The 12,494-nt window shown below is 45.9% G+C and carries 11 protein-coding genes and 1 tRNA gene; 4 read left to right on the top strand and 8 right to left on the bottom strand.

Features of this window, described 5'->3' with window-relative positions:
• Positions 1–93 precede the first annotated feature (93 nt).
• Complete coding sequence (locus MVI27_RS02385; RefSeq protein ID WP_246959084.1) at positions 94–1,470, top strand: flavin-containing monooxygenase; 1,377 nt, start codon at positions 94–96, stop codon at positions 1,468–1,470.
• A 79-nt stretch (positions 1,471–1,549) separates the two neighbouring features.
• Here the strand turns inward: MVI27_RS02385 and MVI27_RS02390 are convergent, their stop codons facing one another.
• From MVI27_RS02390 to MVI27_RS02415, 6 genes are read right to left on the bottom strand one after another with little or no spacing between them, the layout of a single operon-like run.
• On the bottom strand, positions 1,550–2,620 hold the full coding sequence (locus MVI27_RS02390; protein ID WP_246959085.1) for a diphosphomevalonate decarboxylase: 1,071 nt from the start codon (positions 2,618–2,620) through the stop codon (positions 1,550–1,552).
• Positions 2,621–2,626: 6 nt separating this feature from the next.
• Positions 2,627–4,405, bottom strand: coding sequence for an AMP-dependent synthetase/ligase (locus MVI27_RS02395; RefSeq protein WP_246959086.1), 1,779 nt, complete (start codon positions 4,403–4,405; stop codon positions 2,627–2,629).
• Positions 4,402–5,412, bottom strand: coding sequence for an NAD-dependent epimerase/dehydratase family protein (locus tag MVI27_RS02400; RefSeq protein ID WP_246959087.1), 1,011 nt, complete (start codon positions 5,410–5,412; stop codon positions 4,402–4,404). Before MVI27_RS02400 ends, MVI27_RS02395 begins: the two co-directional genes overlap by 4 nt.
• Before the next feature lie 18 nt (positions 5,413–5,430).
• Complete coding sequence (locus MVI27_RS02405) at positions 5,431–6,210, bottom strand: alpha/beta fold hydrolase (RefSeq protein ID WP_246959088.1); 780 nt, start codon at positions 6,208–6,210, stop codon at positions 5,431–5,433.
• Positions 6,211–6,219: 9 nt separating this feature from the next.
• Positions 6,220–6,942: a pyridoxine 5'-phosphate synthase gene (locus MVI27_RS02410; RefSeq protein WP_246959089.1), complete on the bottom strand. Its 723-nt coding sequence runs from the start codon at positions 6,940–6,942 to the stop codon at positions 6,220–6,222.
• Positions 6,943–6,948: 6 nt separating this feature from the next.
• On the bottom strand, positions 6,949–8,208 hold the full coding sequence (locus tag MVI27_RS02415) for a mechanosensitive ion channel family protein (RefSeq protein ID WP_246959090.1): 1,260 nt from the start codon (positions 8,206–8,208) through the stop codon (positions 6,949–6,951).
• Between the two features lie 72 nt (positions 8,209–8,280).
• Here MVI27_RS02415 and MVI27_RS02420 point away from each other — a divergent pair, with 72 nt between their 5' ends.
• Both MVI27_RS02420 and MVI27_RS02425 read left to right on the top strand, forming a co-directional pair.
• Entirely contained in the window at positions 8,281–8,766 is a 486-nt protein-coding gene (locus tag MVI27_RS02420; protein WP_246959091.1) for a DUF456 domain-containing protein, read from the top strand.
• Positions 8,767–8,779: 13 nt separating this feature from the next.
• A complete protein-coding gene (locus MVI27_RS02425) occupies positions 8,780–9,322 on the top strand; it encodes a hypothetical protein (RefSeq protein WP_246959092.1) in 543 nt (180 codons plus the stop codon).
• On the opposite strand, the gene MVI27_RS02430 is transcribed toward MVI27_RS02425, so the two are convergent.
• Entirely contained in the window at positions 9,309–9,950 is a 642-nt protein-coding gene (locus MVI27_RS02430) for a uracil-DNA glycosylase (RefSeq protein ID WP_246959093.1), read from the bottom strand. The two genes, MVI27_RS02425 and MVI27_RS02430, sit on opposite strands and share 14 nt — an antisense overlap.
• A gap of 151 nt (positions 9,951–10,101) precedes the next feature.
• Between MVI27_RS02430 and MVI27_RS02435 the strand changes: the two genes are divergently transcribed.
• Positions 10,102–12,252 (top strand): endonuclease MutS2, encoded by a 2,151-nt coding sequence (locus tag MVI27_RS02435; protein WP_246959094.1) that lies wholly within the window; start codon positions 10,102–10,104, stop codon positions 12,250–12,252.
• Between the two features lie 102 nt (positions 12,253–12,354).
• On the opposite strand, the gene MVI27_RS02440 is transcribed toward MVI27_RS02435, so the two are convergent.
• Positions 12,355–12,427 (bottom strand) — tRNA-Phe (locus MVI27_RS02440).
• Positions 12,428–12,494: the final 67 nt, after the last annotated feature.

The raw sequence follows: 12,494 nt of genomic DNA on the forward strand, positions 1-12,494 counted from the left end.
TTTAAAACTAATTTAAGTCCGTTACAGTATTTTCCTTTTTGGAAGGGATTTTCTGTGTAATATTTAAAATATAAAATTTTTATGAGTACGAGTATGAAAGACAAAAGAGTTGGTATTATTGGAGCAGGTCCCAGTGGCCTGGCACAGATCCGCGCTTTTGAAGCAATGAAGGCGAAGGGAAATGAAATTCCCGAAATCGTGTGTTTTGAAAAACAAAGCAACTGGGGTGGCATGTGGAATTACACCTGGCGTACCGGTGTCGGAAAGTATGGCGAACCGATCCACGGCAGTATGTATAAGTACCTGTGGTCCAATGGTCCGAAAGAGTGTCTGGAATTTTCTGACTATTCTTTCGATGAGCATTTTAAAAAACCGATTTCTTCTTATCCGCCGCGTCCGGTGCTGTTTGACTATATCGAGGGCCGTATCAAGAAAAGCGGTGCGCGCGATTATATCCGGTTTGATACCACCGTGCGCTGGGTTTCCTTTGATGAGGACACGCAAAAATTTAAAGTAATCCTGGACGATCTTAAAATCAACAAAACATATGAGGAAGAATTCGATTATCTGGTTGTGGCCTCCGGTCACTTCTCCACTCCGAATATGCCTTATTTCAAAGGGATCGAAAACTTCCCGGGCACGGTGATGCATGCACACGATTTCCGTGGTGCAGACCAGTTTAAGGACCGTCGCCTGCTCCTGATCGGCAGCAGCTATTCCGCGGAAGATATCGGAATCCAGTGTTACAAGCACGGTTCGCAGTCCGTCACCTTAAGCTACAGAAGCAACCCAATCGGGCACGACTGGCCGGAAGGTATTGAGGAACGTCCGCTGGTCACCCATTTTGAGGACAACAAAGCTTTCTTTAAAGATGGCAGCAGCGAAGAGTATGACGCTGTGATCATGTGCACCGGTTATCAGCATAAATTCCCGTTTCTGCCGGATGAACTTCGACTGAAAACCAAAAACAATCTGTATCCTGATCATTTGTACAAAGGTATTTTCTTCAATGCGTTGCCTCAGTTAATTTATCTGGGAATGCAGGATCAGTATTATACCTTTAATATGTTTGATGCCCAGGCCTGGGTGGCCCGTGATTTCATGATGGACAAGCTGGAAATCCCTTCTGAAGCGGAACGCCGTATCGATATGGACAAATGGTTGAAAGCAAATGAGGAGGCTGTCACAGGTCCGGAACATGTGGATTTCCAGTCAGATTATATTAAAGATTTACTGAGCATGTCCGATTATCCGGATTTCAGTGTGGATAAAGTAGCGGCTATGTTCAAGGAATGGCTGGAGGACAAGGAAGAAAACATCCTGACCTACCGCGACAAAACCTATCAGAGCGTGGTTACCGGCACGATGGCTGCTGAGCACCATACGGAATGGATGGAAGAACTGGACGATAGTAAGGAACGCTATCTCTACGCCGCTGAAGAGGAAGAACTCATTCCTGAACGAATCTAAACACAAACACCATTTATATATAGAAAAACCTGCCGGATACGCTCCGGCAGGTTTTATTTTATGGGTATTAATTCGGTATCTAAAAGTGAATACTGTCTTTCACCAATCCGCGGTTTTCCGCAAACGGCATCAGTTCTTTTAAAATAAACTCCTGAATTTTTACAGACTCATTATTATCAGGGAAGAGCAAATGTACATTGGCACCGGCATCCAGGGTGAAGAATAGTGGCAACTGCGTCTCCTTGCGGAACTGCCAGATTTTGTTGATGACGGAGAGTGTTCCGTTTTTCATTAAAATAAAAGCAGGCTCGCTCATCATCATCATCGCGTGCAAAGTCAGTGCTTCATGCTCTACCAACCGGATGAAAGCAGCCATATTACCTGATCTCAGAATGTCCTGCATTTTGGCCATATTTTCATGCGCCTCGCGGAAACGACGCTCCGCATATGGATGTCCTTCCATTAACTTGTGGCCCACCGTGGAGCTTACCTCTTTGGTACCTTCATGAATCAGCAGCACCCAGTCATTAAAACGGCGAAAGACCGCATGTACTTCTGAGGCAGGATATGGAACCGCAAATAAATCAGAGCTTGCCGCCACGGTTTCCGTTTTGCCCCAAACAATTAAACCGTTGTATAAACTGCGGCAGGCACTCCCACTCCCCAGCCGCGCCAGGAAACTCGCTTTTTGCATCAATGTGTCCTTGCACGTGCACCCCGACAATTCGGTTTCAATTTCCATCAGCGCGAGCGCTAGCGCACCAAATCCTGAGGCAGAACTGGCAATACCGGAACTGTGCGGAAAGGTATTTTCGGTATGAATGGTATAAGCACCTTGCAGAATCCACGGCAAATAAATCTCTATTGAACGGAAATACTTTTCAATTTTTTCAGCAAAGGCAGGTTGTGCTTCACCGGACAAATAGGTAGTCACGCTAAATGGTTTTCCCGCCTGAAATTCCATTTTCGTTTCTGTGCGGCAGTGATTCAGGGTATAGCTAATACTGGGGTTGGCCGGCAGCTGAGGTTCATATTTTCCCCAGTATTTTATCAGTGCGATATTGGACGGACAAACGGCCTGGACCGTGCAGTCTTTAATTTCGTTGGGAAGTTGTCCTTCAAAAATGGCTGTATCTTGAGTTGATGTCATTATATTTTAAATTGAGTGGTTACCGCTGTACATATTTTCGATCAGCGCTGCGTATTTTTTCAGAACCACATTCCGTTTTACTTTCAGTGTGGGCGTTATTTCGCCCGTACTGATTTCAAATTCCGACGGCATCAGCACAAATTTCTTAATCTTCTCGAAGCCCGGAAGGTGCTGCTGAATTTCATCAATCTTCTGGCGGTACAGATCGCGGATGGTTTCGGTGTTAACCATCTCGGCCCAGTTGGTAAATGCCAAACGCCTGCGCTCAATTTCCTGTTGCAACGCTTCAAAATTGGGAATAATCAGCGCGGTGACGTACGGACGGTCTTCCGCCACGATCATCGCCTGCTGAATATAATTATTGTCTGACAGCATATTTTCAATCGGCTGCGGCACCACATATTTACCGTTCGAGGTTTTCATTAAATCCTTGATGCGGTCCGTAATCGTCAGGTTTCCTTCTTCATCGATTTTTCCGGCGTCACCGGTGCGGAACCAGCCATCCTCTGTGAAGACCGCCGCAGTTTCTTCAGGTTTCAGGTAATATCCTTTCATAATACCACTTCCTTTTGCCTGAATCTCATCATTTTCCCCGATCCGGATTTCGGTGTCGCCAAACGGTTGCCCGGCAGAACCATGAATATAGTGATCAAGCGGAAAAGCAGTCAGTGTCGCCGTGGTTTCCGTAAGTCCGTAGCCCACGGTAATGTGGTGCCCCATAGCTTCAAAGAAGCGGGTTACATCCGCCGAAACAGAGGCACCGCCACACGGCATAAACCAAAGCCGACCACCCATTTTCTGATGAATTTTATTGAAGACCAGCGTATGTGCCAGATGAGTTCGGAATCTTAACAGGAAAGGCATCTTTTTGTTTACGCGCCGGTATTCCGCGGCCTGCGTTCCCACTTCCAGTGCCCAGTTAAAAATCTTCTTTTTCAGGCCGCCGCCGGAGGCTGCCATCTCCAGCACGCCGGCGTATATTTTTTGATAAAATCTCGGCACCGCACACATCATGGTCGGCTTCACTTCCGTCAGTGCACTGGCGATAAGCTTGGTGTTTTCCAGGAAGTACACTTTGGCACCGCCGAATAAGGAAAGTAAAGTCCAGCTGCGTTCGAATACGTGTGTGAGTGGCAGGAACGCGAGTGAGACTTCATTTTCAAAATTTTTAAATTTAAAATAATCGAAATGCGCTTCAATACAACTAATGAAATTTCCGTGGGTGAGCATCACGCCTTTCGGCACACCGGTGGTGCCACTTGTATAAATCAGGGTGGCCAGTTCGCCGGGCCGGCGCTCGATTATCTCAAAATTTTCATCTGCCTCTTTGATAAAATCTTCCAGATAGACTGAATGTTCTTTTTTTATCCAGGTAGCTTTTTTAGCCACGATAATTTTTTCCAGAGCCGTTTCGCCACCGGTCAGCAAGTTCGCCGCCGCATCATATTGTTCCTGATTTCCGGTCAGGATTATTTTGCACGCCGCTTCCTTTAAGATGTAAGCCGCCTGCTCTTCTGTATTGGTCGCGTACACCGGTACGGTGATGCCGCCCAGTGCCAGCACGGCAAGATCCATCACAATCCATTCGGCAGAATTATCGGAGAAAATTGCCACACGGTCACCTTCCCCTATTCCGCTGCTGCGCAGCGCATTGGCTGTTTTAAACACCAAGCGCCGGAACGCGTTCCAGCTGATCTCCGTCCATTTATCTTTCTTCTTAAAACCAATGGCTCCTTTGGTCGGAAAACGTTCACAATTCTTATTAAGCAGTTCTGCTATGTTCATAATTCAGGATGGTCTGACAAATAATTATTTAAATGAAATTCTAGGCTTTCACGCACCGGTATAAAACTGGTATTCAGTCGTTCGCGTATCTTCACATTAGAAACAATCCGCGTACCGGTAATACTTTCCAGGTTTACTTTGTTAAGCATCCTCAGGGCAGGAATCAGCCAGCCCAACAGCAAATTCAGAATATAGCCTGCATATAAAACCCACTTTGGTAGAATGCCGGCCGGCTTTTTCCCAATGCATGTACGCACCAGCGCGGCCACTTCCGGAAAAGGCACCGTTTCGGATACCAGGATATACCGTTCGCCGGAGTCGTTCTGGTTCATGAGTTCTATACAAATCCGGGAAACATCGCGCACGTCCACATAGGTTACGCTGCCGGGCGGCACAAGAGGCATTTTGCGAAGGCGGTCGAATAAGGTTCCGCTGCTGGATTGCCAGTTGCCACTGCCGATGATCACGCCGGGATTCACGATCACAGTCTGCATGCCTTCCGCAGATGCGCGCCAAACTTCCATTTCGGAGAAATGTTTGGAACTTGCATACGCCGAATGTGCTTCCTTCGGGTTATAGTTGGAATCTTCCGTAATGAATCCCTGCTCGTTTGCCCCATCCAAAACCGACATGGAACTGATAAAGCAAAACTTCTGCACCGTGCTTTGCTCGCAGGCATACAAGAGATTTCGCGTACCCTGGATGTTGCTGCGGTACATCAGCCTTTTATATTTAGGGTGAAAACTGACAAACGCTGCCGTGTGGTAGACTTCAGTAACACCTTGTAACACTTCCTGCAGCCGGTCCTGGTCTTCAAAATCAACTTCTACCCATTCAATCTGATTAAAGTAGAAGTCCGGCTGGTTCGTATAAAACCGAAAGGATTTGCGGACATCGTCGAGGTTACTGGTGTGCCGCTTAGTGGCACGAACAGTTCTGCCCTGCTTCAGTAAATCCAAAACAAGCACGCGCCCCAACAAACCCGTAGCTCCCGTCACCAAAACCATATCAGTTCGTTTTGTTTATTATTCTTCCGCTAAAAAATCGCGCACCACCCTGTTGAAATCAGTCGGGTTTTCGGCCTGCACCCAGTGTCCGGCATTGGCGATGGAAACCACTTCTGCTTTCGGAAACTGCTGCCGGATCTGAAAATGATCCTGTGGTAAAATATAATTTGATCTGGCACCGGCAATGAACAGCGAGGGGCCATCAAAAGTACCAAAGCGTACCGCATTGGAAACAAATTCCGCATACTTTTCTGCGAGCACGGGCAGATTGAAACGCCAGTTCAGCTGTTTATCGTCGGTCCAGTACAGATTTTTGGTGAGAAACTGAATAACACTTTTCTCCGGGATGTATTGCGCCAGGATATCTTCCACTTCATGACGCGAAGTATCCTGCAAAAAATCCACGCTCTGCAGTGCTTTCATAATTCCCTGGTGATGTGGCGGATAAGCTTTCGGCGTAATATCAACCACGATCAGCTTTTCTACTTTGTCGCCATAGGTTAAAGCAAACTGCATCACAGCTTTCCCACCGAGGGAATGGCCGAGGATGTTAGCCTTCGGAATCTGATGAGCCTCCATATAGCGCAGGATATCATCTGCCAAATCGGTATGGGACATGCTTCCGCTGTGAAAACTTTTACCGTGGTTCCTTAAATCAATCAGGTGCACCGGAAACGCATCAGAAAGCTCGCGCCCGAAACTGCCCCAGTTATCCAGCATGCCGAATAATCCATGGAATACCAATAACGGAATTCCCGGCTGACCGGCACCATATATTTTTGAATGTAAAACTTCCATTTTCAATATTTAACGAACTACAGCAAGCCTTTTACGGTACGCCTGCACGGTATTTTCCAGACCCATATACAATGCTTCCGAGATCAGCGCATGCCCGATCGAAACTTCGAGCAGGTTCGGAATCTGCTGGGCGAAATAGGCAACATTATCCAAACTTAAATCATGGCCGGCATTCAGGCCGAGATTATATTTTTGCGCTTCTTCGGCTGTGGCGATATAGGGTGCAATCGCCTTTTCTTTATCTTGCGGATATCCGGTGGCATAGGCCTCTGTGTAGAGCTCAATCCGGTCGGTTCCGGTTTCCGCTGCATAGCGCACCATTTCCGGATCAGGGTCTAAAAAAATGGACGTGCGAATGCCTGCCTGCTTGAATTCGGCAATAACATTTTTAAGGAAACCGGCATGTTTGCGGCAATCCCAACCCGCATTGGAGGTAATGGCATCTTCCGCATCCGGCACCAGGGTCACCTGTTCAGGCTTAACTTCCAGCACCATATCCAGAAAAGGCCGGTGCGGATTACCTTCAATATTAAACTCAGTGGTAATCAGCGGTTTTAAATCGTACACGTCCTGGCGCGTAATGTGACGCTGATCCGGACGCGGATGCACGGTAATGCCTTCTGCCCCGAAATTCTGCAGACGGACGGCCGCCTCGGTTACACTGGGAAGCGTGCCGCCGCGGGCATTGCGGATGGTCGCTATTTTATTAATATTTACGCTAAGCTTTGTCATCGTTTTTTAGATTTTATGGAACTGCATAATTTCCAGCCCGAATTCCTTGGAGGCCACGAGCAGGTGGTCGAAAATATCAGACTGAATTTCCTCGTAGGAAGTCCATTCGGATTTATTGGTGAAACAATAGATCTCCAGGGGCATTCCCTGCGGCGTATTCTCTAACTGCCGCACCATTACCGGATTTTCCTGGTCGATATTCGGGTTGTTCTTTAGAAAATTAAAAGCATATTCGCGGAACACGCCAATATTCGTCAGCTGACGGCCATTGATCAGCAGATCCGGGTTGGCCAGCCGGCTTCGCTCTTTTTCCAGTTCTTTTTTCTTTTGGGTCAGATAGGAATGGATGAGGTTCACCTTCGAAAGCTCGTCCACTTTTTCCAGGCTTAAAAACGCAAACGAATTAATATTAAAAATGATAGAACGCTTAATGCGGCGCCGGTTGCTTTCGGAAATTACCTGTAGATTTCTGATTTCCGTCGTCAGCAAGTCGTAGGTGGGAATAGTGGAAATCGTCTTATCGAAATTCTTGATTTTCGTAGTTAAAAGGTTCAGATCTTCGATGGTACCTTCCAGATTGTATTTGGGAATACCGATCCAGTCGCCTACTTTCAGGTTCTTGGATGTAGCTACGTGAATACCGGTGACAAAACCTAAAATCGTATCCCGGAAAACCAAAACCAGCACGGCCGTAATAGCACCCAAACTGCCGACAATAGTAGAACCGCTGATTCCAAAGATCACCGATATGGCAACGACCGTGGAAACAAATATCCCGAAAGTTTTCAGTGTTTGCGAAACGGCATTCAGTGCGATGATCTTATAATACTCCTTTTTGATCATGTAAAAGTTCCGCAGCGCGTTCAGCCCTTTGTAAAACATATTGGCCACTACGATGACGATAATCAGCATCAGCATCCTTTCCAGGAAGCCGTGACTTTGAGGATGTCGCGCGAAAAAAGATTCTACGGTGCCGGAGGCAAACAGTAAAGCGATCAGGTGCGATAAGGAATTGGTAATCTTCGCCGCGTAAATCGATTTCAGAACCGGATATTTATCATTATCGTAAAAAAGGCGGAAGAAGCTGTTGATCACCAGTCTGCAGATAAAATCCACCAACCAGATTAAAACAACAAAAAAGGCGAATTTGAAAAAGATCTGGAAGACCAGAACCCAGCCGTCCGGGAAATAATCCCGCACAGTATAATGAATCACATCACTGATGTTTTCCAGAAAGTTTTTCGTTTCTTTCAGCTCGTTTTTCATGCAGGCAAAAGTACGCAATCTGTTTGTCTTTCCCTGATTTATCAGTACATTTAACAAAATTTACCACCTGAAATGGACACTACTTTAATCACCTTGGTCAGCCTTGTTTTGCTCGTACTCGGCATCATCGGAACTTTTTTGCCGGTTTTGCCTGGCTTATTGCTCAGCCTGTGCGGACTTTTAATTTATAAATTCGGGACGGATGCGCCGCTGTCGATGGTGTACATCTGGATATTTGCCATACTCACTGCGCTTTCGGTTGTGCTGAATTACGTAATTCCCGCGCGAACTACCCGAAAATACGGTGGTACCCGCTGGGGCAGTATCGGCTCGGTGCTCGGAACCTTCTTCGGAATGTTTTTTATTCCATTGCCGTTCGGCTTTTTAATCGGGATGTTTCTGGGTGTTTTTCTGGGTGAACTGATGCATGATATGACAGACAGCAAAAAGGCCTGGAATTCAACCAAAGGTGCCTTTATCGGTTTTATTTATGGCACTGGCTTCAATTTCGTTGTAGGACTGGCAATGTTTTTGGTAGTTTTATTTGATATTTTATAAAAACCCCAAGGCAATGATTTTCAGATTAGCATTAAGCACACTCAGTCTCTTCGCGCTCAGCAACTGCGATACCCAGAAAAAGGCAGTTGAGGCCGCAGCCGATTCCGCAACTACTTCACACGCCGGCAATAGTTCCGCCACTCAAACCATGAATACAAATTCCAACGATAAAAACCAAAAGGTAATTTATCTGAAAGAAGGTGAAAATAAATTCCTGAAGGAATACGAAATGAACATCACCTTTAAAAAAATTACGGAAGACAGCCGCTGCCCGAAAGACGCCAACTGCGTCTGGATTGGAAATGCTACCGCCGAGATTGAAGTCATGGGATTGTACACACGCCCAATGACACTGCAACTCAGCACACAGCCGGACACAAAGAAGGGACGTTATACCACGCAACAGTTTAACGGATATGCGGTCTCACTGGTACAGGTTTCGCCCGAGCCGGCAAGCGCAACTTCTTTCAAAAGCATGAAAGGCAGTTACACAATCGGAATCAGACTGCAGAAATCAACAGATGGCGGTACTGAAACCGGTACTACCACTCGATAGGCTTCTCATGATGCTCGGTGAGGTACGCGTTGATTTTTGAAAACGGACGACTGCCGAAAAAACCGCGGTGCACTGAAAACGGCGACGGGTGCGCCGATTTAATAATGTAATGTTTACCAGGGTCGATAAGTGCCTCTTTCTTTTGTGCAAAGGCGCCCCACAACACAAAGACCACATGCTCGCGGTGTTTTGAAATCTGTTCAATAATGTAATTGGTGAATTTCTCCCAACCCAGATCTTTGTGAGAGTTAGGCGTATGCGCTTTCACCGTCAGTGTTGCATTTAAAAGCAGTACGCCTTGTTCCGCCCAGTCTTCCAGATCTTTGCGGATACGTTTAATTTGCAGATCATCTTCCAGCTCCTTAAAAATATTTTTTAAAGAGGGCGGCGCGGTAACCGATTCAGATACGGAAAAAGAAAGCCCGTTGGCCTGGCCCATATTGTGATACGGATCCTGTCCAATAATCACTACTTTCACCTCCTCAAACGGTGTTAACTGAATGGCGCGGAAAATCTGATTTTTGGGCGGATACACCGCAGCGGTACTGTACTCCTGTTTCACTTTTTCCCAAAGATCGGTGAAATAGGGCGTTTCTTTAATCGGTGCAAGAATTTCAGTCCAGGTCATTTTTTAAATTTAAAAACACATATTTTTTGATAGCAAATACGCAACCGAAGCAGTTTCGTTTAAAAACAAACAAATGTCTTTTGCTGTTTTCACCGTTTTTGGCTGGTCCTGCTGTCAAAACATTTTCGTAAAAATACAGTAATTTTGTACAGTGCACATACAAACAGAAGATTTACAAGAACTGGAATTTCAGGAACTTCTCGCTGAAATTACACCCCATGCTTTTTCACCAAAAACAGCGGAGCGGATATTGAACATGCGGCCGCTGGAGATGGCTGAAGCACTGCCTCCATTGCAGAAAACTTCCGAATATCTGACGAGTTTCGAAAGTGAAAACGCGATTCCGTTTCATGAGTATGAAGACATTGAAGCGGAACTGAAACTGATGCATATCGAAAATTTCCGGCTGGAGAATGCAGCATTTCTGCGCATTAAAAGTCTCGCAGAACAAATTGCGCGGCTGCAAAAATTCTTTCCGGCGTACGCTGCCATCTTCCCAAATCTGGCGGCCGAGGCGGCGGCGCTGGAGTATAAAAAGGAAATTACCGATAAAATTGACCGGGTTTTCAACCGTTTTGGTGAAGTTAAAAGTGAGGCATCTGCAACGCTGAAAGAGCTGCGCACCGGCATTTCGCATGCGCGCAAAGCCATTCAGGAAAATTTTAACCGCGTGCTCAGTTCCCTTACCTCGACAGACTTCCTGGATGACATCCGCGAGAGTATTATTGAAGACCAGCGGGTCCTGGCCGTTAAATCAGGATATAAAAAGCGTATTCCGGGCCGGATCCTGGGCGTTTCCAAAACTGGTTCGATCACTTACATCCAGCCGGAATCTGTTCTAAAACATCAGTTTGCGCTGCGTGAAAATCTGGAAGAAGAAAAGAAGGAAACCGACCGCATTTTGCGGGCACTCACAGCTGAATTAGCTATATTTCAGCCGGAACTGCAAACGTATCAGGATTTTATTTTCGAGCTGGATTTCACCCGCGCAAAAGCCAAATTTGCAGAAAGAATAAAAGGGATATTGCCCAAAATTAATAAACACAAAACCTTGCGGCTGGTGCAGGCGTACCACCCGTTGCTTTTGTTGCGAAACCAGGTTGAAGGAAAACAAATTTATCCGCAAACGCTGACGCTGACGGAGCAGAACCGCATTCTGTGCATCTCCGGTCCCAACGCCGGCGGTAAATCGATAACGCTGAAAACGGTGGGTTTGCTGCAGGTCATGATTCAAAGCGGTTTACTGGTACCGGTACATCCAAAATCGGAAATGTTTTTCTTCGGGAAATTAATGACCGATATCGGCGACAATCAGTCGATTGAGAATCATCTATCCACCTACTCTTCGCGATTAAAAAAAATGTCGAAGATTATCCGCGAAGCCGATGCCAACACACTTTTGCTCATCGATGAATTCGGAACCGGTTCGGATCCTGAGCTTGGCGGTGCGCTGGCGGAAAGCTTTCTGGAATTCTTTTATGACAAGAAAGCCTTCAGCATTATCACGACGCACTACACCAACATTAAACTGGTGGTGGAACAGTTGCCGCATGCGACCAATGCGGCGATGCTTTTTGATGAATATTCCTTGGAGCCGCTGTATAAGCTGGAAGTTGGACAAGCCGGAAGTTCTTTTACTTTTGAAGTGGCCGAAAAAAACCGCATTCCCAGATTCATCATCCAGTCGGCGAAGAAAAAGGTAGAACATGATATTGTGAACCTGGACAAAACCATTGTTAAACTGCAGCAGGAAAAATTTGAAGTAGAAAAACTCAAATCTGACTTGGCAGAAAAACGGGACTCCACTCAGAATAAAAAGCAAAATCTGGAAAAGCTCAATGAGCAGCTGGAACAAAAACTATTTAACTTCCAGAAGCTGTACGAAGAAGAACACCGCAAACTTCAGTTCGGGAACAAGATTGAAACTTTTATTGAAGCTTATATCAAAGGAAAGCCACGAAAAACGGTGGTAGCTGATTTTGTGAAAATTCTGGAGCAGGAAAAATTCCGAAAACTGGGTGCAGATAAAGACGAATCCAAAAAACTGCAAATCGTTAAACGTAAAATAACGCAGCAGCTTAAAAAAGAAAAGATCCAGGAAAAAATTGTGGAAACCAACGAAAAGCTGGAAGACAAGCGCAAAAAAGAGCGCGCCGTCTGGATGAAGGTAGGACAGCGTGTGCGAATTCCCGGCAGTACGAGCGTAGGTACCATTGAAAAGATTGAAAAGAACGGAAAGGTGACCGTGAACTACGGAACTTTCAAAACGCAGATCAGCGGCGAGCAGCTGGAAAGAATTTGATTTAATTAAAATAAATAACAACTGCTTTACTTAACGGTGAAGCAGTTTTTTTTAAATCAAGCCATAAAAAAATCACCTGCAAAGCTGCAGGTGATTTAAAAGTGGTTTCTCCAGGAATCGAACCAGGGACACATGGATTTTCAATCCATTGCTCTACCAACTGAGCTAAGAAACCGTCTCTCTGATTGAGTGGTGCAAAAATAGAAACATTTTCAATACAAAGCAAGTCCTTTGGCAGAATA

Origin of the sequence: Chryseobacterium salipaludis, from assembly GCF_022968825.1 — a bacterium.
In the GTDB taxonomy this organism is placed as follows: domain Bacteria; phylum Bacteroidota; class Bacteroidia; order Flavobacteriales; family Weeksellaceae; genus Kaistella; species Kaistella salipaludis.

Excerpts from the sequence above, each read along its gene's own strand:
- MVI27_RS02415 (WP_246959090.1), bottom strand. The coding sequence starts at position 8,208 with ATGAAAAACGAGCTGAAAGAAACGAAAAACTTTCTGGAAAACATCAGT.
- MVI27_RS02385 (WP_246959084.1), top strand. The coding sequence starts at position 94 with ATGAAAGACAAAAGAGTTGGTATTATTGGAGCAGGTCCCAGTGGCCTG.
- MVI27_RS02425 (WP_246959092.1), top strand. The coding sequence starts at position 8,780 with ATGATTTTCAGATTAGCATTAAGCACACTCAGTCTCTTCGCGCTCAGC.
- MVI27_RS02395 (WP_246959086.1), bottom strand. The coding sequence starts at position 4,405 with ATGAACATAGCAGAACTGCTTAATAAGAATTGTGAACGTTTTCCGACC.
- MVI27_RS02430 (WP_246959093.1), bottom strand. The coding sequence starts at position 9,950 with ATGACCTGGACTGAAATTCTTGCACCGATTAAAGAAACGCCCTATTTC.
- MVI27_RS02390 (WP_246959085.1), bottom strand. The coding sequence starts at position 2,620 with ATGACATCAACTCAAGATACAGCCATTTTTGAAGGACAACTTCCCAAC.
- MVI27_RS02420 (WP_246959091.1), top strand. The coding sequence starts at position 8,281 with ATGGACACTACTTTAATCACCTTGGTCAGCCTTGTTTTGCTCGTACTC.
- MVI27_RS02400 (WP_246959087.1), bottom strand. The coding sequence starts at position 5,412 with ATGGTTTTGGTGACGGGAGCTACGGGTTTGTTGGGGCGCGTGCTTGTT.
- MVI27_RS02410 (WP_246959089.1), bottom strand. The coding sequence starts at position 6,942 with ATGACAAAGCTTAGCGTAAATATTAATAAAATAGCGACCATCCGCAAT.
- MVI27_RS02405 (WP_246959088.1), bottom strand. The coding sequence starts at position 6,210 with ATGGAAGTTTTACATTCAAAAATATATGGTGCCGGTCAGCCGGGAATT.